We start from the raw sequence: 20,878 nt of genomic DNA on the forward strand, positions 1-20,878 counted from the left end.
ATGTACCTAAAACTAAAAATAAACACATGAAACAAATTTTTACAATTTTACTGGTTTTAGTTCTAACCAACTGTAAAGAAGCACCTAAGCAAAGCAAATCTGATCAAAAGGAATTGAAAACAGGGGTAAATGAGGAGAACGATAATTATCCTGAAGCACTGAACAAAGTTTTTGCAGCCCATGGTAGCTTAAAGAACTGGAGAGGTAAACGCACACTGAGCTTTGAAATTGTGAAGCCAGATGGTAATGAAAAGCACACCATAGATTTGCATTCAAGAAAAGATAAAGTTGAAACCCCTCCGGTTGAAATTGGTTTTGACGGTAAAGATGTTTGGTTATTAGATGAAGCAAAGACCTATAAAGGTAATGCTGAACTATATCATAATCTTATGTTCTATTTCTATGCTATGCCTTTTGTTTTGGCAGATTCTGGAATCAATTATAAAGTTGCCGAAGATTTAGTTTATGATGGTAAAAATTACCCTGGGATTCACATAAGTTATAATGACGGCGTTGGAGCTTCATCAAAAGATGATTACTATTTGTATTATGACTCTGAAACCTACGAAATGGCTTGGTTAGCATATACATTTACCTATGGAACGGATGAGAAATCTGACAAATTGAGCTTTATTCGTTATAACGATGGGGCAGATGTTAATGGGGCAAAATTACCTAAATCTATTACTTGGTACTTAAATGAAGGTAAATCAATAAAGGAGGTTAAAAAAACGGTAACTTTTGATAATATTGTTCTAGAGGAAACCTCAAAACCTGATGCATTTTATGCTGTTCCGGAAAATGCTAATGTCATCTTAAAGCCTTAATTTTTCTTATTTTTTAAGTACCTTGTATCTTTAAATTTTATTTGAATATGGAGGTCTTGTTATTCGGCATAGCCAAAGATATAGTAGGTAGGTCATCGTTTCGTTTCGAGGAGGGTGATGAAATGCCCAAATCGGTTTCGGAATTGAAACAGAAATTGAATAATAGCTTTCCGGATTTCGGGAAGCTTTCTTCTTTAGCGGTAGCTGTAAACAGCGAGTATGCCGAAGATGCTAGGATTTTAAGTAAAGGTGATGAAATTGCCATAATCCCTCCCGTAAGTGGTGGGTAATATAGAACTATAAAGGCATCTTCGTCAATTCAAAAATTGTAATAAGAGTGTAGATTCATGGAAAAAAAACTCTCACATATTGATGCTTCGGGAAACGCGGCAATGGTAGATGTATCCGAGAAAAAAGTAACATCCAGGACAGCTGTGGCTTCTGGTCGAGTAGAATTTCCAAAAGAGGTTTTTGATACCTTGGCAGCCCAAGATTTTTTGGGTAAAAAAGGAAGTATAATACAAACGGCAGTAATTGCAGGTATTCAGGCAGTTAAGAAAACATCAGAACTGATTCCGCTTTGTCATCAAATCAACTTATCCAAAGTACAAATTGATATTGTTCCCAATGGGCAAGCTTTAGAAATTAGTTGTACCGTAAAATGTACGGAGAAAACGGGAGTTGAGATGGAAGCGTTGACAGGAGTATCGGTTAGTGCATTAACTATTTACGATATGTGTAAGGCGTTGTCTCACGATATACAAATAACTAACGTTCAGTTGGATGAAAAAACAGGAGGAAAGAATGATTATAGGTCCTGAAATATACGGTTTGGTGCTAGCCGGAGGAAAAAGCACCCGAATGGGAAAAGACAAAGGTTTAATTCCGTACCACGGTATGCCACAACGCGATTATCTTTATAATCTATTGGGAAGGGTTTGTGAAAAGACTTTTTTGAGCATTAGACCGGAGCAGCAGAATGAGATTGCGGATGAAATAGAAGTAATTGTTGATGAGAACAAGTATAGAGGGCCTTACAACGGACTCCTATCTGCTCATTTAAAACAGCCTGATGTGGCTTGGTTGGTTTTGGCGTGTGACCTTCCATTAATGGACCTTCTAGCGCTGCAAGAATTAATAGCTGCTCGCGACCCGAATAAAGTAGCCACTTCGTTCGCCCAAAAAGAGGACCCTTTGCCCGAACCCCTCTGTGCTATTTGGGAGCCAAAAGCTTTTGAAGAAAGTTTAGCCTATTTGGAAAACGGTAACGGAACTTGCCCAAGAAAATATTTAATTAATAGCGAGGTGAAATTGGTTTTTCCTACCAACCCTAATGTACTTCTGAATGCAAATTCTGAGGAAGAGTATAAGGAAGCCATCGTGAAATTATCAGTAGAATGAACGTAGAACGCTACGACCGACAAACGATTCTAAAAGAGTTTGGTATGGAGGCTCAACGAAAGTTACAGTCGGCCAAAGTACTGGTGGTAGGAGCTGGTGGGCTTGGGGTTCCCGTTCTTACCTATCTGAATGCTATGGGTGTGGGAGTTTTGGGTATTGTAGATAATGATGTGGTGTCGCTATCTAACTTACACAGGCAAGTACTATATTCTGAAAAAGACATAAATAAGCCCAAGGTAGCTACCGCTGTTTTAAAATTGAAAGAACAGAATTCAGAAACTAAAATCATTTCTCACGAAACATTTTTGACACGAGAAAATGCGCTTGAAATTATTTCTGATTATGATGTGGTAGTTGATGCTTCTGATAATTTTCCTACCCGATATTTGGTTAACGATGCTTGTGTGATTTTGAATAAACCTTTTGTTTACGGAGCATTACACAGTTTTGAAGGGCAAGTAAGTGTTTTTAATTTTGAAGGAGGACCTACATACCGTTGTCTTTTTCCTGAAATGCCAAAAGCAGACGAAATGCCTAATTGTAATGAAAATGGAGTTTTGGGTATTGTACCGGGAATCATTGGTAATTTTCAGGCTTTGGAGGCCGTGAAAGTGATTACAGGAATAGGGGAGACCCTTTCAGGAAAATTGTTGCTTTTTGATGGACTTTCAAACAATTTTCAAAAAATCCGTTTTTTGTTGAATCCTGAAAACCTAAAGAGAAAGGCACTTCAAAAGAATTATGATTTTGATTGTGAAGTGCCTATAAATTCTATTGCTTCGGATGCTTTTCAACAAATTATAGATAAGAATGAGGTGCAACTTATAGATGTTCGCACTGCTAAGGAGTTCAATAGAAACCATTTATCTTTTGCTAAGAATATTCCACTTTCCGAACTTGATGAACGGTATGGTGAGATTTTGTACGACGCTAAAATTTACGTCGTTTGTCAGTCTGGGGTACGCAGTAGAAAAGCTGTAGAGAAACTCAAAGGATTACATGCCAATGCCAGTTTGATTAATGTAGAAGGAGGGATGAACCAAATTTCAAAACATGCCGCTAAGTACTGAAAACCTGGTGCTCCTGTGTTTGGGTTTCTTTATTGTAGCTACATTGTACTCTTCTGTAGGATTTGGCGGTGGGTCTAGCTATCTAGCCTTATTGACTTTATTTTTAGGAGGCTTTTTTGCCATACGTTCTATAGCTTTGGTTTGTAACTTGGTGGTGGTTTCGGGTAGCACTTTTTTATATTTTAAAAATGGTCATGCGAATTTAAAAGACTTTTTACCCTTTGTATTGGCCAGTATACCGTTGGCGTTTCTTGGAGCCTCTTTTCGACTGGAAGAAAATGTTTTCTTTCTTTTATTGGGATTTTCACTTGTAACTTCTTCGATATTTTTGGCTTCACAAACTTTTTCAAAAAGAGATTTTTCTGAAAAGGTTGCTAAATATCCCAAGTTCTTAACTTATATATTGGGTGGTGGAATTGGTCTTTTATCTGGACTTGTAGGTATTGGCGGCGGTATATTTTTAGCACCGATACTAAATCACCTTAGGTGGGACAAATCGATTAAAATAGCTGCTTTGGCCAGTTTTTTTATATTAGTGAATTCCATTTCAGGCTTAGCTGGCCTAATTCAAGGAGGAATGTTAGATCTCCCTTGGAAGGAAACGTTGGCTCTAGTTGTTTCTGTACTAATTGGCGGGCAGCTGGGTATTCGTATGAGCTTAAAGAGATTTACCCCCAAAGGTATAAAGAGGGTAACGGCCTTATTGGTTTTTATTGTAGGGGTTCGTATTTTACTCAAATATATCCCAGAGATATTTTAATAAAACAATTTTAAAAAGTAATAGCATTGAAAATTCTTTTAAACCCAGCTTATTTTCCTGATATAGCAACTTTTTCTGTAATAGCTCAAAATGAGATTTGTTGGGAAGTTCAAGATAACTTCCAGAAACAAACGTACCGTAACAGAGCTTACGTCTGTAATGACCGTGGAAGACATATGCTTAGCATACCTATACAACATGTGAGTAACAAGCAGGGTAGGCTGAATAAAGATGTTAAATTAGATAATACCTACGAATGGCAGCGCCAACACTGGCGTACCTTAAAAACGGCTTATAGAACTTCACCTTTTTTTGAATTTTACGAAGATGAGATAGCTCCGCTTTATGAGAAGCAATATGAGTATTTGTTAGATTACAACCTGCTAACCATAGAAATTATTTGTGATTGTCTTCAGATGGATATGCCAACTGAGAAAACGGTAACATATGATGTAAGTCGAGAAGGTTTTTTAGATGGTAGATTTCTTGTGAACCCAAAGGGTAAGTTGAATTTTGATCAGGAAGAATACAATCAAGTTTTTTCCGATAGAAATGAGTTTTCCGGGAACACCAGTGTATTGGATTTACTTTTTAATGAAGGTACAAATGCACTAAGTTACTTAAAGAACCAAAAAATAAGTTTCTTGAATGCTTAGATTTCTCATGCATTACGGCATTCATTTTTTAGTACCCATCTTTGTTGGGTGGTATTTTTATAAGGAATATCGGTTAAAGGCTATTCTTATATTGTTGGCGGGTATTGTAATAGATTTAGACCATTTATTGGCTAGTCCAGTTTTTGATGCCAACCGATGTAGCATTGGTTTTCATCCATTACACAGTTATTGGGCTATTGCTATTTACTTTGGATTGTTATACTTCAAAAAAACAAGAATCTTCGGATTGGCCTTTTTGATTCATATTTTGGCGGATGTCACAGATTGTTTCTTCCTATTTCAATCTAAATGAAGCCATAACGGGGAAGTGGTCTGAATATTTTTCATCATAGTTCTTGTGACCCATAACTTCAAAATTAGAATCGGCCATGATAAAATCAATGCGAATAGGAATCTTTAAAAAATTAAAGGAGCGGCCATAACCCGAGCCTTTTTCAATAAAAGAATCTTGCATATCACCCTTTATGGTGTGATAGACAGAAGAAAATTGTGTATTGTTAAAGTCACCGCAAACTAGATTCTTATAAGGACTGTTAGCTTTGTGTTCAGCTATAATCTCGGCTTGCTGTTGTTGCTTTTTAAATTTGCTTGTAACCCGCTTTAAAAGTTTTTCTGAAGATTGGGAACGCAAAACACCAGTACCAGGTGTTATGCCGAGTGATTGCATGTGTAAATTGTAGAGTCGCAAGGTGTCTCCTTTGTATAAGATATCAGCATAAGAACCATTGTTGATGCTTTCAGGGAAATTTATTATTTCTGCTTTCGTTATCGGGTATTTTGAAAAAATAGCCATATGTACTTTGTCTCCCGAGTGTATTTTTTTGAAAAAGTGATATGGATAGTTTAAGTAATTCACATCCATATTGTAGCCTACTTCTTGAAAACAGAGAATATCTGGATTTTCATTACGAATTAAACGTTTTGTAAGCTGAGGTATACTGTCATTATCTATAACTCCATTACTATTAAAACCACGAACATTGTAAGTCATGATTTTTAATTCATCTTCTTTAAAATCAACAGCTTTAGAACTGAATTTTAAAAAGGTACCTAGGATAAAATAGCCCAGTACGAGAATAAATAAAGAAGTGAAAGCCTGTCTTTTAAGGCTGAATAACCAGTATAAGAAAAATAGTGTGTTAACAACAACCAGAGCAGGTACGCCTATACTTAATATAGATAAAAAAGGAAAAATCTCTAAGGATAGATACGGAACTATGCAAGCTATTAAAAGCGCAAAAGCAAAAACTACATTAAAGAAAAAAAGTATTTTATTAAAAAATGAAAGTCCTTTCATATATTAATCTTCCTTACCAGCTTTGAATAAAAAGTCTTTCTCTGCTTTCGAAAGGCTTTCGTATCCAGATTTACTGATTTTATCCAGAATAGCATCTATTTTTTTCTGGTGTGTCTTTTTATCGTAATTAGCCTTTTTGGCCGCTGTTTTTTGATTGTTTTTAAAAACCGTTTTCATTGGAGCTTTCTTTTCGCTTTTCTTGAAGAGGTTGACAACACCATCAACAAAATTTGAAAACCCTTCGCCAATGTCTCTACCATTATAAAGCTGTCTGGCGTACATATAGCCTAATAAAGCACCTCCTAAATGCGCTATTCGCCCACCTATATTCCCTCCCATAGGAATCTGAACCAAATCCATTAAAACAACGAATAACCCTATTTGCCAGAGTTTTACATTAAAAAAGAAAAGACGAACCTCTTGGTTTGGGATATAGGTACACACAAAAATAAGTACGGCCATTACCCCTGCTGATGCTCCGATCAAGGAAGCGTTTACGCTTATTAGCGTTGGAAAAATATTATAACTTAAAAGGAATAATAGTCCGCCTAAAATAACACCTAGAAAATAAATATTCAAAAATCGTCTGCCGTCAAAAAGGTTCAGTAAAATACGTCCGGCCACATAAAGTATATACATGTTCCAAAGAATATGGAATATACCACCATGTAAAAAAGAGTAAGTTATAATAGACCATGGCTGCATTAGAAAGTCGAAAAAATCTTTGGGTAGGGCAAACCAATTTTCAACATTCGGGCTAATTAGTGCGGTAATGAGGCCCATAACGATAAAAACAATAACGTTAATGGCTATGAGCTTTTCAGAAACGCTCAATCGTGCATATTGATATTTTAAGTCTCCGTTTGTCATATTAGTTCCAGCGGTTGTTGTTAAACTGATTTTTTTTCCAATACCACATCATCAGAAAGCCAAATAAGGCTCCTCCAATATGAGCAAAATGAGCTATACCTTGACCGAAAATAGCGTATCCCGTTACCCCTGAAAACAAATCCAACCCGATTAAAACTGGAATAAAAAACTTTGCTTTTATAGGAATAGGAAGGAAAATCAAGAATAACTCGCTATTAGGGAACATCATGCCAAAGGCTACTAAAACTCCGTAAATAGCTCCTGATGCTCCAACGGCCGGAGTGTTGTAAGCAGATAGGAAATTATCTATCGTACTTTTTGATGCGATGTTATACCAATCCGGACTGTATTGACCTGCTGAGATGATATCCAGGACGTTACTCTCGGTCATTCCACTACTAACCAGGGCTTGCATACCCTCGTTAAAATAGTAATAATTGACGCCTGTATGGAGTAATGCAGATCCCAAACCTGCAGAGAAATAGAAAAATAAAAATTTATTACGTCCCCACATTTTCTCTAGTGGCGTTCCAAAGGCCCACAAAGCATACATGTTAAAGGCAATATGCATGAAACCACCATGCATGAACATATGAGTTATAACCTGATAAAAAGCAAAATTTTCGTTTTTTGGAAACCATAACGAAAACCACTGATACATCTGATCACCATACATAGAGGTTGCCACAAAAAACAGAACGTTAATTATGAGTAGGTGCTTTATGGCTTCGGTTAGTTTTCCCATCTAAATAAATTTTTTGTCAATGTCATTTTCGGTAATAGTGATGTATACCGGTTTATTAAACGGACTAACCATGGCTTCCTTACAAGCGAACAAGTCGTTTACAAGGGCAATTTGAGAGGCGTTGTCCAATGTTTCTCCAGTTTTGACTGCCAAAGTCTTTGCCAAGGTTTTTGAAAGTATGTCCGTATGAGAAAAACTTTCGTCGGTTATCTCCTGTTGGTAATCAGAAATCAATTGGTCTAATATCATGCCAACCTCGCTTTCTGCCACCAATAATGGAACACCAGTAACGGTAATGGATTCGCCTTCTATTTTTTCAAAGAGAAATCCAATGGAGACCAAAATATCCTCAATTTCTTGAAGTGCAATGATTTCTGATTTTGAGAAAGCAATGTTTAATGGGAACAATAATTGTTGACTAACAGCTTGTTGTACTGTACTGTTCTTTAAAAACTTCTCATAAAGTACTCTTTGGTGTGCTCTGCTCTGGTCTATAACAACCATACCTGACTTTATGGTAGTTACTATATATTTTCTTCTAATTTGGAAGGTAGTCGTAACGGCTTCTGTTGATTCTTTTTCTCCTTCAAATATAGAACCTGTAATGATGTCCGACTCAAAACTAATGCTTCCTGCACTATCATCAGCTCCCATTTTTGATTCATGACCAACATACAAGCTTTCCCAGCTCTGTGTATTTGGTTTTTGATAGCTACGAGAAGCAGTGGGTGTATTCTTTGTTTCCTGAAAAGGATTGAATCCTGAATTTACGGTTACATTTGGCTGTATGACCGACTTATTTTTGAATTCATAAGGTGTCTGTAAATTAGGGTCGTGTTCGAAATCTAGGGCAGGGGCAACGTTAAATTGTCCTAAGCTATGTTTAACAGTAGACCTTAAAATAGCGTACAGACTATGTTCATCATCAAACTTGACTTCGGTTTTAGTGGGATGAATATTTATATCAATAGACGCTGGGTCAACCTCCAAATAAAGAAAGTAACCAGGGTAACTATCAGATTTTATAAGTCCTTCAAACGCCGCTACTATTGCATGGTGTAAATAAGGGCTTTTTACAAATCGGTTATTGATAAAGAAAAACTGTTCTCCACGACTCTTCTTAGCGAATTCAGGCTTTGTTATAAACCCTTTGATAACTACAATTGGCGTTTCTTCCTCTACAGGAACCAATTTTTGGTTCGTTCGGGCTCCAAAAATATTCACAATCCGTTTCCGATAATTGTCTGATGGAAGGTTAAAGAGCTCACTCCCGTTATTATAAAAATGAAAGGCAATTGTAGGATGTGCCAAAGCTACCCGATGAAACTCATCTGTAATATGGCGGAGTTCTACTTGATTGCTTTTTAGAAAATTACGTCTTGCAGGAATATTGAAAAATAAATTCTTGACCGCCATAGAAGTACCCTTTGGGGTAACGCTTGCTTCTTGGAATATAATTTTACTGCCTTCTATTTTTAGATGGGTACCTAGTTCTTCATTTTCGGGCTTGGTCTGCATTTCTACATGTGCAATAGCAGCAATGGATGCTAAAGCTTCACCGCGAAAACCTTTGGTGCTTAAATTAAAAAGATCTTCTGCTTTTTGGATTTTGGAAGTGGCATGCCGCTCAAAGCTCAGTCTGGCATCTGTGGCACTCATACCCAAACCATCATCAACCACCTGAATAAGAACTTTTCCGCCGTCTTTAATAATTAGTTTTATATTATTAGCACCAGCATCAATGGCATTTTCAAGCAACTCCTTCACCACAGAGGCAGGGCGTTGAACCACTTCACCCGCTGCTATCTGATTAGCAACATGGTCTGGTAAAAGTTTTATAATATCTGCCATTATTTAGGGAAGAATATAGAGATGTCAAAATCGATGATATAAAGTACAATCAATACTAAAACGGCTATGATAATGGCCATTCTTACTTTTATATTGTTATCTCCTTGGCGCTTCACATCGGACATGGCGCTGCCAAATTTTCCTTTTAAACCTCTTGCTGGGTTTAGTGTACTTCTAAATTGATCGAGTTTTGGTTCGATTTTAAACGGATTGCCTTTACCCTTATCGTCATAATAACGAGGGGCGTAATCGAATTTTTTACTTCGCTTTAAGCGCGTGAATTTACTTAGCATTCCCATGAACTCCAAAGTTACTTAAAATCGAAAAATATGCCGTGTTACAGCTGCCAAAATTTGTTAACAGACCGTGAGATATGGGTTTGTAAGGGATAAAACTGTTCCCCACTCTGTTTCAAAAAGGGATAAGCAGGCAATTTACTTGTTCTCTTGGGAATGGACCTTACCCAGAAAGTAAGATTTTTAAATGAAGTTTGTACTATTTCTATTTACCTAAACTAGCCATTTGTATAGCAGCTATAGCAGCCTCGGTACCTTTGTTGCCATGTTTGCCCCCGCTACGTTCTCGTGATTGCTGTATGTTGTTATCAGTCAGCACACAGAAAATAACTGGCGTATCTAATTGTACGTTCAAATCTTTAATACCTTGTGCAGTAGCGCTACAAACAAAATCAAAATGCTTGGTTTCTCCTTGTATAACGCTTCCTATAGCAATAACAGCATCCACGTCTTGTGTGGTTGCCATTTTTTTACAGCCATAGGTTAATTCAAAACTCCCTGGAACATCCCAGCGTATTACGTTAGATTCCAAGGCGCCACAATCTAAAAGGGCATCAATAGCTCCTGAGTATAAACCTTCGGTTATTTCGGTATTCCATTCTGAAACAACAATCCCAAACCGAAAATTCTTCGCGTCTGGGATTTTTGCTTTATCGTAGATAGATAAGTTTTTGTTTGCAGTGGCCATTAGTTGCTGGTTTTAGCCATTCCTATAAATGCGTCTACTGTACGTGCTTCATCAGAAGATGAATACTCATCTTTGATTTTCTGAAAATATGCTAATGCCTTATCATTTTGTTTTAATTCTAGAGCAGTAACACCTGCTTTGTATAAGAATTTAGGAGCTGTATAGTTATTGCTACTATGAGCAATAGCTTTGTCATAATACCCTAAAGCATCTTCTGGCTGACCCAACTGCATAAAAGCATCACCAAGACCACCTTTTGCCAAAGCGCCAAGAATATCATCTTCTGAGCTAAAGTTTTCAAGATGAGAAATAGCCTCTTGATACTTCTGCATGTTCAAATACGCCATACCAGCAGAGTAGTTTGCTAAGTTAGCAGCTTTTGTACCACTATATTCACCTATAATATCTAGAAAACCATATTTTCCTTCGGCACCGTTCAAAGCAAGATTGAATAAAGAATCTTTTGCAGTTGGACTATTAAGTGCTTGATCAAAATATTGTTGAGGATAATACATTTCATTAGCAGCACTTGCCTCTTTTGGCTTTACTACAAATTGTGTGTATGCCAAATACCCAAGAACACCAACAGCTATAACACCAATGATACCTAGAATATAATTCTGGTTACCGGCTACCCAAGCTTCGGTTTTGGAGGCACTTTCGTCTAGTGTACTAAAAACTTCTGCAGTTGCGCTTTCTTGTTCTGTAATCTCTTGCTCTTCTGCTTTGTCTTTTGGTTTAAAACCCCGCTTCTTATATGTAGCCATTTTATAATTTTATTGGTCGCGCAAAAATAATGGTTTTATCCAAAACCGAAAGGGTATTTATTCGTTATTTTTGCGGTTTGTGAACCAAGTACCGTCAAAACTGGAATTATAGCGCATGTTTTTAAAGAAATTATCCCTCATCAACTACAAAAATTTTGACTCAAAGGATATTGAATTCGATAAAAAAATCAATTGTATGGTGGGTCCAAACGGTGTTGGGAAAACCAATATTTTAGATGCGGTGTACCACCTTTCCTTTGGTAAAAGCTATTTTAATCCCGTCTCTACACAGAACATAAGACACGATGAAGAATTCTTTGTAATTGATGGAGAGTTTCAAAAAGATGATCGCGAAGAAAGGATAGTTTGTAGCTTAAAACGTGGTGCAAAAAAAATCATTAAGCGTAACGGTAAAGCCTACGATCGGTTGTCTGATCATATAGGTTTGTTGCCTTTGGTGATAATTTCTCCTGCAGATCGTGACCTTATCATAGAGGGCAGCGACACAAGAAGAAAGTTTATAGACGGAGTTATTTCTCAATCTGATAAAAGCTATCTGCAAGACCTTATAAAATACAATAAGGTACTGGCGCAGAGAAATTCCCTTTTAAAATATTTTGCGATTAACCATACGTTCAATAAAGACACCCTAGCGGTTTATAACGAACAATTAAATGATTATGGAACCAAAATTTTTGATAAGCGATTAGCTTTTTTAGAGACTTTTATTCCTATTTTCAAAGAGCAATACATAGCTATATCCGGAGGACGGGAAGAAGTTTCGTTAAGTTATGACAGTAAGTTGCTTAATGACGATTTATTAACTCTTTTAGAGAGGTCCATTGAAAAAGATAGAGCCTTGCAATATACCTCGGTTGGGGTTCATAAAGATGATTTAGGTTTTGAAATTTCAGGTCATCCTATTAAAAAATTTGGTAGTCAGGGGCAGCAGAAATCGTTTCTTATTGCTTTAAAATTCGCCCAGTTTCAGTTTATAAAAGCTCGATCTAAAACAACACCTATTTTATTGCTGGATGATATTTTTGATAAATTAGATGAACATCGGGTGGCACATATCGTAGCTTTGGTGAACAATGAAAATTTTGGTCAAATTTTTATTAGCGATACCCATGCAGAACGCACAGAAGAAGTGGTAAAACAAATACACCAAACGTATAAATTGTTTAAATTATAGGAATAGATTTTTAAAAATGATGAAGAAGATATTTTTAATGGGGTTCATAGGTTTGTTTTTGGCATGCTCTTCTGGTATTTCAAAAGAGGATTTAAATAAACTTGATGGATATTGGGAAATTACGCAAGTAACCTTTCCTGACGGAAATATTAAAGAATATAAAGTGAATACTAGCATAGATTATATTTCTATGGATGGAGATGAGGGATACCGTAAAAAAATGCAGCCTAGGCTGGATGGGACTTATAGAACCTCAGATGATGCAGAAGCATTTGTAATTGTTGGAAAAGAGAACGATTTTTCAATTAACTATAAAACGGAGCTTAGTGAATGGTCTGAGAAGTTAGTGGAATTAGATGATACTACTTTCTCTGTGTTGAACGAAGAAGGAATTCGTTACGATTACAAAAGATTTGAACCTATTTCAATCCAAAAAGATGGCGAAGAGAAGAAATGAGAATTTGAATATGAGCCAAGCCCTGAATGAATTCATAAAGGAAAATAGGCTTCAGAAAGGTATGGATAAGGTAGATGCGCGTGAAGCATGGCGTAATCTAATGGGTAACGGCGTCAATAATTATACAACAGATATTGAGCTTAGGGGAGATACGCTTTTTGTAGCTTTATCATCTTCCGTACTTCGTGAAGAATTAAGCTTGGGGAAATCAAAAATAGTAAAGATGCTCAATGAAGATTTGGGCAAGGAATTGGTGCAAAAACTGGTATTAAGATAAAAGCCCGTAAACTTCAAATATTTGAAGTTTACGGGCTTTTTATAAAAGTATACTATCTTAGTAAATCTCTCTTCCAGAAAAATGGAAAGCACCTTCAATAGCTGCATTCTCATCACTATCTGATCCATGTACCGCATTTTCGGCGATATTTGAAGCAAATAATTTTCTAATAGTACCTTCAGCTGCTTCAGCAGGATTAGTTGCTCCAATCAATGCGCGAAAATCATCAACAGCATTGTCTTTTTCCAAGATAGCGGCAACAATAGGGCCACGGCTCATGAATTCTACCAATTCTCCGTAAAACGGACGTTCATTATGAACGGCATAGAACTCTTGCGCATCTCTTGTGCTAAGTTGTGTATATTTCATGGCGACGATCTTGAAGCCTGCGGAAGTTATTTTTTCCAGAATGCCACCAATGTGTCCGTTTTCAACCGCATCGGGTTTGATCATCGTAAATGTTCTGTTCGTAGTCATTGTAATAATTTTTTGCAAAAATACGCTTTATTCAACAATCGGCAACTTTTAATAGGTTTGATGTAATTCACCCATCACTTTTAAGTTGTTTCCGATCATTTGCATTTGCGCTTCTTTAGTTTTAAAATTGAATTTAATTAGTCCAAAACTTTTAGTAAAAACAACGTCGCCCACCCTGAACGGATTGGGCTCGCCATTGAATTTCGTGTAGGTATGTGTAAGGCCACTGCTTGTAAAATCTACTAAAGGGTAATCTACTCCAGCTATTTCGGTCTTAGAGAACTCAGAGATATGACGGTCTCCAGAGAGAACAATAACACCTTTTGCTTTGGAATCAACAATTAGTTTCTCCAGTTTATCTACTTCATGCGGGAAGTTGCCCCAGGTCTCAAACCCATGTTCATTAGATAGTATTTGAATACTGCTTACCAAGATATTAAAATCGGCTGTTGAATTTTTGAGTTCTTCGGTTAGCCAATTCCATTGCGTTGTACCAAGAATAGTACCCACACCATAGTCGTTAGGTATGGTACGTTTTTTAGTTTCCGTATCTATAGTAAGGTCAGTTCTAAAATACCGAGTGTCCAGTACCAATATTTTTATACTTCCTTTCGGTGTATTGTACGTATGCGCAGCGTATACACCTTCTTGAGTTCTTCGCGGGTCATTTTTGCCTACATCCATAAAATCTAAAAACTCTTGCTGACTTTCCTTCTTTTTGTCAAAATCAACACCGCCATCGTTCAGTCCGTAGTCGTGATCATCCCAAGTACCAATTACGGGTACTTCACTTTTAAGTTTTTGGTATCCTTCAACGGCATTTTGTTTGGCATACATAGTATGCAGGCGTTTCATATTGTCAGTATCGGCATAAATATTATCACCGCCCCAAACCCAAACATCCGGTTTTGTATTAAGAATATCGTCCCAAAGTAAATTGGTTTCATTTTGCTTATTGCAAGAGCCAAATGCCAAGGTAAAATCGGCTTTAGGGGTCGTGGCGATCATCTTGTCATTTGTAGTCCCTTCTACTTGGTTTTGCGTCTTACAGGCCGTAGCTATACATAATAAACAAATGGTGATATACTTATTAAACATATATTGGTTTTAAAATCTTACTACAAAAATAAGACTTTGCCTTAAAAGACTACGTTATTAAATTGTATCTTTGCACGCATGAATTTGGAGTCTATAAAAGCGGTTCAGCAACTACTTTCCCAACCGCAAAAAATTGTAATTGTACCGCATAAAAACCCTGATGGCGATGCCATTGGTTCAACTTTGGCACTTTGTCATTACCTTATTAATAGAGGGCAAGAAGCTGTAGTTGTAGCACCTAATGACTATCCTAAGTTTTTAAAATGGATGCCCGGAAACGAGAACATCTTAAATTTTGAAAAGCATAATAGTCAAGCTAAAGAAAAAATAGCTGAAGCTACGGTAGTTTTTACTTTAGACTTCAATCATTTGGGTAGAATAGGGCAGATGCAATCTGTTTTGGAGGACTTGACAGTGCCTTTTGTTATGATTGACCATCATCAAGCACCGTCGGACTACGCAGAGATTATGTACTCAGATGTGTTAATGAGTTCTACCTGCGAAATGGTATACAACTTCATTGAGTTTTTGGGAGATGTAGATAAAATAACGTCAGAAATGGCGGATTGCCTTTATACTGGAATCATGACAGATACGGGCTCTTTTAAGTTTAGATCCACTACGGGTAGAACGCATCGTATTATTGCTGATTTAATTGACAAAGGTGCTGAAAACACACAGATTCATCATAAAATTTATGATACGAATACGCCAGGAAGGTTGCATCTTTTGGGTTGTGCCCTTAAGAATATGGTTATTCACGATAAATACAGGACAGCTTATATTACGTTAAGTCAGGATGAGCTTGATATGTATAAGTATCAAAAAGGAGATACGGAAGGTTTCGTTAATTACGGACTTACCCTTGAAGGTATTATCTTTGCCGTTATTTTTATAGAGAATAAAGAAGAAGGGATTATAAAAATTTCTTTTAGATCCATAGGCGATTTCAACGTAAACGAATTTGCAAGAACCTATTTTGAAGGAGGCGGTCATAATAATGCTGCGGGAGGAAAAAGCGATAGATCACTCAAGGAAACCGCTGTTTATTTTGAATCACTTTTAGAAAATCATCAAGACCAATTACAGGCATGAGAATCTTAAGTCTTATTTTTTTAATAACCCTAGTTAGTTGTGGGGGACCGGAACCAAGAAGGCCCGTTGAAGTAAAATCAGGAAGCTTTTTTAAGCAATCGGTAAAACGGAGCAAAGAGCTTTTGGCTAAAGAAGAGAAATTATTGCAAGACTTGATGGCCAAAGATACGGTGCATGAGTATACGCATTCCGCCAGTGGGTCTTGGTTCTTCTATAATGTTAAGAATGAGTCGGCAGACTATACGGCACAGCCAGATGATTTGGTTATAATGAGTTATAATATTATCAGCCTAAAGAACGATACTATTTACAGTATGGATGATATTGGTACACTAACTTATAAGGTAGATAAACAGGATTTATTTCCTGGTTTGAGAAATAGTGTAAAAATGTTAAAAGAAGGTGAGACAGGCACTTTTCTGTTTCCTTCTTCTTTGGGGTATGGCTATCATGGCGATAATGATAAGATTGGAATAAATGTACCGTTTAAGGTTACTTTATCGGTGTTTAAAATTGAAAAAAATCAAGAATTAGTAGAGTAGAGCTTATCTAATAATTAATAAAAGTAAAATATAAACAAAGGTTTAAGACATGAAAAAAATCTATTACGTAATTACCCTAGTGGTTTTGCTAGCCAGTTGTAAAAGTCAGTATTCTGAGTTAGGAGATGGTCTTTTTGCAGATATCCATACTAGTAAAGGGGATATTATTATAAAGTTGGAATATGAGAAAACACCTGTTACGGTGGCAAACTTTATTTCATTGGCGGAAGGCGACAGTCCGTTTGTTACTGATAGCCTAAAAGAAAAGAAATTTTATGATGGTCTTATTTTTCATAGGGTTATTAAAGATTTTATGATTCAAGGAGGAGATCCAACAGGTACAGGTGCGGGAAACCCAGGATATAAATTTAAGGATGAGTTTAATGATTCTTTAGTACATGATAAAAAAGGAATCGTATCTATGGCCAATTCTGGAGTTGCTACTAACGGAAGTCAATTCTTTATCACGCATAAAGAAACCCCGTTTTTAAATGGGAGGCATACGGTATTTGGTCACGTAGTAGAAGGTATAGGTGTTGTTGATTCCATAGCAACTACAGAGACTTCTAAAGATGCAGCCTCACAGGACAAACCTTTAGTAGATGTTGTTATGAACAGTGTTGAGATTGTTCGTAATGGCAAAGCAGCTAAGAAATTTGATGCTGTACAGGTTATGACCGATTATTTTGCTGAGGAAGAAGCAAAAATAGCGGCATTTGAAAAGATGAAAACCGATTTTGTTGCAGCACTTGAAGGTGAAAAGGGAAAAGCTAAAGAATTACCTAGTGGTCTTAAAATATTAACATTGAAAGAAGGTGGCGGAGAAAAGCCGACTATTGGTGGTCAAGTACTTGTTTACTATGCGGGATATTTAGAAGATGGAACTTTATTTGATAGTAACTATGAAGATATTGCTACTAAATACAACAAATTTGATGAGAGAAGAAAGCAAGGTGGCGGTTATGAGCCTATTCCAATGATTTACAGCCCAGATGCTAGTTTAATTGCTGGTTTTAAAGAAGGTCTTTTGAATATGAAAATCGGGGATAAAGCTAGAATTTTTATTCCTTCGCATTTAGGTTACGGTCCTCAAGGTACTGGTCCAATACCACCTAGTGCAGATTTAGTATTTGATCTTGAAATAACTGGAGAGGTCGAGTAAAAAACCAACTTGTAAAATATAAACCCGCTTATTGCGGGTTTTTTTATGCCCAATAGTTTTAAAAATATATGATTATATTGAGAAAATTGGATGGGCAATTATTACCGAAAGAACTGGATAAAGGCTGAAAAATAATTCAAAAATATAGAAATATGAAACTACTTAAGTTTGTTTTTACATTCGTTTTTATTGTTTTTCTGGGATGTAGTTCAAAAGCGGAAGCTGTTCTTGAGACAGAGGAAACCTTAGAAGCTCAAAAGGAAGAAAAGGAAGAAAGTGAGGCTCCTGAATCAATAATTAATACAGCAGTGGAAGAATACGGACAGTTGCGCGTTGATGGAAAAAATATGGTTGATGAAAATGGAGACCCTGTACAATTGCGAGGAATGTCTTTATTCTGGAGCCAGTGGATGGGCGAATTCTACACCAAAGAAACCGTAAAATGGTTAAAGGACGATTGGAATATAACGGTTATTCGTGCTTCAATGGGTGTTGAGGATGATGGAGGATACCTTACCAATGCAGTTATTGAAAAAGCGAAGGTGTTTGAAGTGATAGATGCTGCAATTGAAGAAGGTATTTATGTTTTGGTAGATTGGCATAGTCATCATGCGGAAGACCATGTAGAGGACGCTAAATCGTTTTTTGCCGAAGTCGCTGAGAAATATGGAGACTATCCCAATATAATTTATGAAACGTATAATGAGCCATTAGATGTTTCATGGGAAGCTGTCTTAAAACCCTATCACGAAGCAGTTGTGGCTGAAATAAGAAAATACGACTCTGATAATATAGTGGTGTGTGGTACCCGTAATTGGTCTCAAGGCGTATCTGAAGTTATAGGGAATAAGTTAGCTGATTCCAATATTATGTACACATTACATTATTATGCATCAACCCACAAAGAAGATTTACGTACTGATGCACAAACAGCATTAGACAATGATGTGCCTTTGTTTGTAACCGAATACGGTGTAACGGAATATACGGGTGACGGTTTTATAGATATTGTTTCGGTGGAGGAGTGGTGGGCGTTTTTAGATGCCAACGCTATTTCATGGTGCAATTGGTCCGTTGCGGATAAAGAAGAGAACTCGGCCGCTCTTAAACCCGGCGCAAGCGGTTTGGGAGGGTGGCCTTTAAGTGAGATTACTCCGTCAGGACAAATGGTCCGAGCTGAAATTAAACAGAAAAACTAAAACCTACCTGAAATAGAACGGAATTCTGCCGATAATCTATTTTATTCATTTATCCTGCAGTTCATCTAAAAAATCATAATACTTCGTAAAGATGCGCGTTTGTACCATTCATAAATTGAAACAACCCTAAATCTTAAACCTATGAATTGGTATTTAAAAGTTTTACAGAACTATGCAGGCTTTGAAGGTCGTGCCAGAAGAAAAGAATATTGGATGTTTTTCTTGTTCAATATATTGATTTCTTATGGGTTGCAAATTATATCCATTGTGGTTGATGTTCCAGCACTTCTCTTTTTGTCTTTAATTTATTCACTAGGAGTGTTAATACCCGGTATTGCCGTTGGTGTAAGAAGAATGCATGATGTTGGTAAAAGTGGATGGTTTTTACTTGTGCCTATTTACAACTTTATTTTGGCTTGTACTGATAGTGAAGAAGGAGAAAACCAATATGGAGCTAATCCAAAAATAGAAGAAGAGGCGACTTTGCAGAAAGTATAGTCGGATTTAAAATATCTAAAAAAGGGTTTGCCATTATAGCAAACCCTTTTTTTTTGTGATTTATTTTTTAGGAATGTCTTCTAAAATATTCAATAGAAACTTCCAAAATTTCTGTGTTGAGGAAATGCTGACCCGTTCGTCTGGTGAGTGGGCTCCTAAAATTGTGGGTCCAAAACTAATCATATCCATCTCAGGATAGTTTTGACCTAGAATACCGCATTCCAATCCGGCATGGCAAGCAGCTACTTTTGGTTTTTCGCCAAAAAGCGTTTTATATTTTGCTTCTGCTACTTTAAGTATTTTGGAATCCGCATTTGGTGTCCACCCAGGATAAGTTCCACTGAATTCAACATCAAAACGAGCCAATTCAAAGGTCGATTTTAAGGCATTTGCCAAATCCATCTTCGCAGAATCTACAGAAGATCTTGTTAAGCATCCTATTTTTGCCTTTCCATTTTTTACAAGAACACGGGCCACATTATTAGAAGTTTCCACTAAATCAGGAATAGCGGCACTCATAGCGTAAACACCATTGTGAGCAGCATAAATACCCTTTAGTAAACGTTCTTGTGCTCCAATACCCATAACGCCCTCAGGCGACTTTATAGATTTAAAAGACACTTTAAGGTTGGGCTCTAAAACGTTCAGTTCTTTTTTTATGATAGATTCATATTCTTTTAGAGTCTTTTCAAATTCTTCGCTTTGCGTTTTAAGAATAACAATCTTTGCCACACTTTCTCTGGGAATTGCATTTCTAAGACTACCTCCATCTATTTCTGAAATACGTAACATAAAAGAATTAGAAGCTCCGTAAAGAAAACGATTCATAATTTTGTTAGCATTACCAAGACCTTTATGAATCTCAATACCACTGTGTCCTCCGGTTAATCCGTTAACCGTAATTTCATAAGCTACCGTAGCACGAGGCGCTGATTTTTCACTATACTTTCTGGTTGCGGTAATGTCAATTCCACCAGCACAGCCAATATCTAACTCATCATCTTCCTCGGTATCCAGGTTCAATAATATCTCACCTTTTAAAATACCACCTTCAAGACCCATGGCACCGGTCATTCCCGTTTCCTCATCAATGGTAAAGAGAGCTTCTAATGGTGGGTGAGTAATCTCTGTGCTTTGTAATAAGGCCATTATAGCCGCTACCCCCATACCGTTATCTGCACCAAGGGTTGTGCCCTTAGCTTTAACCCAGTCGTCCTGTACGAACATTTCAATACCTTGTTTGTCAAAGTCAAATATGGTATCGTTATTTTTTTGATGTACCATATCTAAATGCGATTGCAGGGTAACGGTAACTCTATTCTCCATACCCTTACTAGCGGGTTTTCTTATGATAACATTGCCTACAGCATCTTTAAAAGTTTCAAGACCAAGTGACTCACCAAAGTCTAGCATGAATTGTATGACACGCTCTTCTTTTTTTGATGGACGTGGAACTGCATTTAGATCCACAAATTTATTCCAGACCTCCTTGGGTTGTAATTCTCTTATAGCTTCGTTCATGTGATGTTATATTTTTGCAAAAATACGCAGTCAAAAATTGGTATGGATGATATTTGGTTAATTTTGGCTTTATATAGGTCGTATGAATGTTGCTAAAATTCTCATTAT

Annotated in this window: 26 protein-coding genes; 16 read left to right on the forward strand and 10 right to left on the reverse strand. The window is 36.8% G+C overall.

Going from position 1 to position 20,878, the window contains the following annotated elements:
- Nucleotides 1-26 precede the first annotated feature (26 nt).
- From IWB64_RS13530 to IWB64_RS13565, 8 genes are read left to right on the forward strand one after another with little or no spacing between them, the layout of a single operon-like run.
- Complete coding sequence (locus IWB64_RS13530; RefSeq protein WP_194534499.1) at nucleotides 27-827, forward strand: DUF6503 family protein; 801 nt, start codon at nucleotides 27-29, stop codon at nucleotides 825-827.
- A 47-nt stretch (nucleotides 828-874) separates the two neighbouring features.
- Nucleotides 875-1,117 (forward strand): MoaD/ThiS family protein, encoded by a 243-nt coding sequence (locus IWB64_RS13535; RefSeq protein WP_155596922.1) that lies wholly within the window; start codon nucleotides 875-877, stop codon nucleotides 1,115-1,117.
- A 57-nt stretch (nucleotides 1,118-1,174) separates the two neighbouring features.
- Nucleotides 1,175-1,648, forward strand: coding sequence for a cyclic pyranopterin monophosphate synthase MoaC (gene moaC / locus IWB64_RS13540; protein ID WP_194534500.1), 474 nt, complete (start codon nucleotides 1,175-1,177; stop codon nucleotides 1,646-1,648).
- Entirely contained in the window at nucleotides 1,611-2,228 is a 618-nt protein-coding gene (locus IWB64_RS13545) for an NTP transferase domain-containing protein (protein WP_226975891.1), read from the forward strand. The genes moaC and IWB64_RS13545 overlap by 38 nt, the downstream gene beginning before the upstream one ends.
- Nucleotides 2,225-3,298, forward strand: a complete 1,074-nt coding sequence (moeB, locus tag IWB64_RS13550) for a HesA/MoeB/ThiF family protein (RefSeq protein ID WP_194534501.1) — start codon at nucleotides 2,225-2,227, stop codon at nucleotides 3,296-3,298. The genes IWB64_RS13545 and moeB overlap by 4 nt, the downstream gene beginning before the upstream one ends.
- Nucleotides 3,282-4,058 (forward strand): sulfite exporter TauE/SafE family protein, encoded by a 777-nt coding sequence (locus tag IWB64_RS13555; RefSeq protein WP_194534502.1) that lies wholly within the window; start codon nucleotides 3,282-3,284, stop codon nucleotides 4,056-4,058. Before moeB ends, IWB64_RS13555 begins: the two co-directional genes overlap by 17 nt.
- 26 nt (nucleotides 4,059-4,084) lie before the next feature.
- Nucleotides 4,085-4,714, forward strand: a complete 630-nt coding sequence (locus tag IWB64_RS13560) for a WbqC family protein (RefSeq protein ID WP_194534503.1) — start codon at nucleotides 4,085-4,087, stop codon at nucleotides 4,712-4,714.
- On the forward strand, nucleotides 4,707-5,027 hold the full coding sequence (locus IWB64_RS13565; protein WP_194534504.1) for a DUF6122 family protein: 321 nt from the start codon (nucleotides 4,707-4,709) through the stop codon (nucleotides 5,025-5,027). The genes IWB64_RS13560 and IWB64_RS13565 overlap by 8 nt, the downstream gene beginning before the upstream one ends.
- On the opposite strand, the gene IWB64_RS13570 is transcribed toward IWB64_RS13565, so the two are convergent.
- The 7 genes from IWB64_RS13570 to IWB64_RS13600 form a co-directional block, all read right to left on the reverse strand.
- Nucleotides 5,010-6,032 carry an endonuclease/exonuclease/phosphatase family protein gene (locus tag IWB64_RS13570; RefSeq protein WP_194534505.1) on the reverse strand — a complete coding sequence of 341 codons (1,023 nt, stop codon included), beginning with the start codon at nucleotides 6,030-6,032 and terminating at the stop codon, nucleotides 5,010-5,012. The genes IWB64_RS13565 and IWB64_RS13570 overlap by 18 nt on opposite strands.
- Before the next feature lie 3 nt (nucleotides 6,033-6,035).
- On the reverse strand, nucleotides 6,036-6,902 hold the full coding sequence (locus IWB64_RS13575) for a rhomboid family intramembrane serine protease (protein ID WP_194534506.1): 867 nt from the start codon (nucleotides 6,900-6,902) through the stop codon (nucleotides 6,036-6,038).
- Between the two features lies 1 nt (nucleotide 6,903).
- Nucleotides 6,904-7,647, reverse strand: a complete 744-nt coding sequence (locus IWB64_RS13580; RefSeq protein ID WP_194534507.1) for a rhomboid family intramembrane serine protease — start codon at nucleotides 7,645-7,647, stop codon at nucleotides 6,904-6,906.
- On the reverse strand, nucleotides 7,648-9,498 hold the full coding sequence (gene mutL, locus IWB64_RS13585; protein WP_194534508.1) for a DNA mismatch repair endonuclease MutL: 1,851 nt from the start codon (nucleotides 9,496-9,498) through the stop codon (nucleotides 7,648-7,650).
- Nucleotides 9,498-9,797, reverse strand: coding sequence for a riboflavin synthase subunit beta (locus IWB64_RS13590; protein ID WP_194534509.1), 300 nt, complete (start codon nucleotides 9,795-9,797; stop codon nucleotides 9,498-9,500). Before IWB64_RS13590 ends, mutL begins: the two co-directional genes overlap by 1 nt.
- Nucleotides 9,798-9,999: 202 nt before the next feature.
- Nucleotides 10,000-10,482, reverse strand: a complete 483-nt coding sequence (gene ribH / locus IWB64_RS13595) for a 6,7-dimethyl-8-ribityllumazine synthase (RefSeq protein ID WP_194534510.1) — start codon at nucleotides 10,480-10,482, stop codon at nucleotides 10,000-10,002.
- Complete coding sequence (locus IWB64_RS13600; RefSeq protein ID WP_194534511.1) at nucleotides 10,482-11,249, reverse strand: tetratricopeptide repeat protein; 768 nt, start codon at nucleotides 11,247-11,249, stop codon at nucleotides 10,482-10,484. The genes ribH and IWB64_RS13600 overlap by 1 nt, the downstream gene beginning before the upstream one ends.
- Nucleotides 11,250-11,364: 115 nt before the next feature.
- On the opposite strand from IWB64_RS13600, the gene recF reads away from it, so the two are divergent.
- The 3 genes from recF to IWB64_RS13615 are packed head-to-tail and all read left to right on the forward strand — an operon-like array spanning nucleotide 11,365 to nucleotide 13,178.
- Nucleotides 11,365-12,444, forward strand: a complete 1,080-nt coding sequence (recF, locus tag IWB64_RS13605; RefSeq protein ID WP_194534512.1) for a DNA replication/repair protein RecF — start codon at nucleotides 11,365-11,367, stop codon at nucleotides 12,442-12,444.
- Nucleotides 12,445-12,460: 16 nt separating this feature from the next.
- The gene (locus tag IWB64_RS13610) at nucleotides 12,461-12,901 is read left to right on the forward strand and encodes a hypothetical protein (protein WP_226975892.1); all 441 of its coding nucleotides are present in this window, start codon (nucleotides 12,461-12,463) and stop codon (nucleotides 12,899-12,901) included.
- Nucleotides 12,882-13,178: a DUF721 domain-containing protein gene (locus IWB64_RS13615; protein ID WP_194534513.1), complete on the forward strand. Its 297-nt coding sequence runs from the start codon at nucleotides 12,882-12,884 to the stop codon at nucleotides 13,176-13,178. Before IWB64_RS13610 ends, IWB64_RS13615 begins: the two co-directional genes overlap by 20 nt.
- A 57-nt stretch (nucleotides 13,179-13,235) precedes the next feature.
- On the opposite strand, the gene IWB64_RS13620 is transcribed toward IWB64_RS13615, so the two are convergent.
- Both IWB64_RS13620 and IWB64_RS13625 read right to left on the reverse strand, forming a co-directional pair.
- Nucleotides 13,236-13,655 (reverse strand): nucleoside-diphosphate kinase, encoded by a 420-nt coding sequence (locus tag IWB64_RS13620; protein ID WP_194534514.1) that lies wholly within the window; start codon nucleotides 13,653-13,655, stop codon nucleotides 13,236-13,238.
- A gap of 48 nt (nucleotides 13,656-13,703) precedes the next feature.
- Nucleotides 13,704-14,753 carry an alkaline phosphatase D family protein gene (locus IWB64_RS13625; protein ID WP_194534515.1) on the reverse strand — a complete coding sequence of 350 codons (1,050 nt, stop codon included), beginning with the start codon at nucleotides 14,751-14,753 and terminating at the stop codon, nucleotides 13,704-13,706.
- A gap of 78 nt (nucleotides 14,754-14,831) precedes the next feature.
- On the opposite strand from IWB64_RS13625, the gene IWB64_RS13630 reads away from it, so the two are divergent.
- From IWB64_RS13630 to IWB64_RS13650, 5 genes are all read left to right on the forward strand, one after another.
- Nucleotides 14,832-15,848 carry a DHH family phosphoesterase gene (locus tag IWB64_RS13630; RefSeq protein WP_194534516.1) on the forward strand — a complete coding sequence of 339 codons (1,017 nt, stop codon included), beginning with the start codon at nucleotides 14,832-14,834 and terminating at the stop codon, nucleotides 15,846-15,848.
- A complete protein-coding gene (gldI, locus tag IWB64_RS13635) occupies nucleotides 15,845-16,390 on the forward strand; it encodes a gliding motility-associated peptidyl-prolyl isomerase GldI (RefSeq protein ID WP_194534517.1) in 546 nt (181 codons plus the stop codon). The genes IWB64_RS13630 and gldI overlap by 4 nt, the downstream gene beginning before the upstream one ends.
- A 49-nt stretch (nucleotides 16,391-16,439) precedes the next feature.
- Nucleotides 16,440-17,552 (forward strand): peptidylprolyl isomerase, encoded by a 1,113-nt coding sequence (locus IWB64_RS13640; RefSeq protein WP_194534518.1) that lies wholly within the window; start codon nucleotides 16,440-16,442, stop codon nucleotides 17,550-17,552.
- Nucleotides 17,553-17,704: 152 nt separating this feature from the next.
- Nucleotides 17,705-18,751: a glycoside hydrolase family 5 protein gene (locus IWB64_RS13645; protein WP_194534519.1), complete on the forward strand. Its 1,047-nt coding sequence runs from the start codon at nucleotides 17,705-17,707 to the stop codon at nucleotides 18,749-18,751.
- A 141-nt stretch (nucleotides 18,752-18,892) separates the two neighbouring features.
- Nucleotides 18,893-19,249 (forward strand): DUF805 domain-containing protein, encoded by a 357-nt coding sequence (locus tag IWB64_RS13650; RefSeq protein WP_194534520.1) that lies wholly within the window; start codon nucleotides 18,893-18,895, stop codon nucleotides 19,247-19,249.
- 60 nt (nucleotides 19,250-19,309) lie between these two features.
- On the opposite strand, the gene IWB64_RS13655 is transcribed toward IWB64_RS13650, so the two are convergent.
- Nucleotides 19,310-20,770 (reverse strand): aminoacyl-histidine dipeptidase, encoded by a 1,461-nt coding sequence (locus tag IWB64_RS13655; protein WP_194534521.1) that lies wholly within the window; start codon nucleotides 20,768-20,770, stop codon nucleotides 19,310-19,312.
- Nucleotides 20,771-20,878 lie beyond the last annotated feature (108 nt).

It is taken from the genome of Zobellia nedashkovskayae, assembly GCF_015330125.1.
Taxonomy (GTDB): Bacteria; Bacteroidota; Bacteroidia; order Flavobacteriales; family Flavobacteriaceae; genus Zobellia; species Zobellia nedashkovskayae.

Bases quoted from the DNA above. Each gene is read 5' to 3' on its own strand.
- IWB64_RS13625 (WP_194534515.1), bottom strand. From the start codon at position 14,753: ATGTTTAATAAGTATATCACCATTTGTTTATTATGTATAGCTACGGCC.
- moaC (WP_194534500.1), top strand. From the start codon at position 1,175: ATGGAAAAAAAACTCTCACATATTGATGCTTCGGGAAACGCGGCAATG.
- IWB64_RS13545 (WP_226975891.1), top strand. From the start codon at position 1,611: ATGAAAAAACAGGAGGAAAGAATGATTATAGGTCCTGAAATATACGGT.
- IWB64_RS13555 (WP_194534502.1), top strand. From the start codon at position 3,282: ATGCCGCTAAGTACTGAAAACCTGGTGCTCCTGTGTTTGGGTTTCTTT.
- moeB (WP_194534501.1), top strand. From the start codon at position 2,225: ATGAACGTAGAACGCTACGACCGACAAACGATTCTAAAAGAGTTTGGT.
- IWB64_RS13610 (WP_226975892.1), top strand. From the start codon at position 12,461: ATGATGAAGAAGATATTTTTAATGGGGTTCATAGGTTTGTTTTTGGCA.
- mutL (WP_194534508.1), bottom strand. From the start codon at position 9,498: ATGGCAGATATTATAAAACTTTTACCAGACCATGTTGCTAATCAGATA.
- IWB64_RS13615 (WP_194534513.1), top strand. From the start codon at position 12,882: ATGGCGAAGAGAAGAAATGAGAATTTGAATATGAGCCAAGCCCTGAAT.
- IWB64_RS13535 (WP_155596922.1), top strand. From the start codon at position 875: ATGGAGGTCTTGTTATTCGGCATAGCCAAAGATATAGTAGGTAGGTCA.
- ribH (WP_194534510.1), bottom strand. From the start codon at position 10,482: ATGGCCACTGCAAACAAAAACTTATCTATCTACGATAAAGCAAAAATC.
- IWB64_RS13590 (WP_194534509.1), bottom strand. From the start codon at position 9,797: ATGGGAATGCTAAGTAAATTCACGCGCTTAAAGCGAAGTAAAAAATTC.
- gldI (WP_194534517.1), top strand. From the start codon at position 15,845: ATGAGAATCTTAAGTCTTATTTTTTTAATAACCCTAGTTAGTTGTGGG.
- IWB64_RS13600 (WP_194534511.1), bottom strand. From the start codon at position 11,249: ATGGCTACATATAAGAAGCGGGGTTTTAAACCAAAAGACAAAGCAGAA.
- IWB64_RS13645 (WP_194534519.1), top strand. From the start codon at position 17,705: ATGAAACTACTTAAGTTTGTTTTTACATTCGTTTTTATTGTTTTTCTG.
- IWB64_RS13530 (WP_194534499.1), top strand. From the start codon at position 27: ATGAAACAAATTTTTACAATTTTACTGGTTTTAGTTCTAACCAACTGT.
- IWB64_RS13580 (WP_194534507.1), bottom strand. From the start codon at position 7,647: ATGGGAAAACTAACCGAAGCCATAAAGCACCTACTCATAATTAACGTT.
- IWB64_RS13630 (WP_194534516.1), top strand. From the start codon at position 14,832: ATGAATTTGGAGTCTATAAAAGCGGTTCAGCAACTACTTTCCCAACCG.
- IWB64_RS13650 (WP_194534520.1), top strand. From the start codon at position 18,893: ATGAATTGGTATTTAAAAGTTTTACAGAACTATGCAGGCTTTGAAGGT.
- IWB64_RS13565 (WP_194534504.1), top strand. From the start codon at position 4,707: ATGCTTAGATTTCTCATGCATTACGGCATTCATTTTTTAGTACCCATC.
- IWB64_RS13620 (WP_194534514.1), bottom strand. From the start codon at position 13,655: ATGACTACGAACAGAACATTTACGATGATCAAACCCGATGCGGTTGAA.
- IWB64_RS13570 (WP_194534505.1), bottom strand. From the start codon at position 6,032: ATGAAAGGACTTTCATTTTTTAATAAAATACTTTTTTTCTTTAATGTA.
- IWB64_RS13640 (WP_194534518.1), top strand. From the start codon at position 16,440: ATGAAAAAAATCTATTACGTAATTACCCTAGTGGTTTTGCTAGCCAGT.
- recF (WP_194534512.1), top strand. From the start codon at position 11,365: ATGTTTTTAAAGAAATTATCCCTCATCAACTACAAAAATTTTGACTCA.
- IWB64_RS13655 (WP_194534521.1), bottom strand. From the start codon at position 20,770: ATGAACGAAGCTATAAGAGAATTACAACCCAAGGAGGTCTGGAATAAA.
- IWB64_RS13575 (WP_194534506.1), bottom strand. From the start codon at position 6,902: ATGACAAACGGAGACTTAAAATATCAATATGCACGATTGAGCGTTTCT.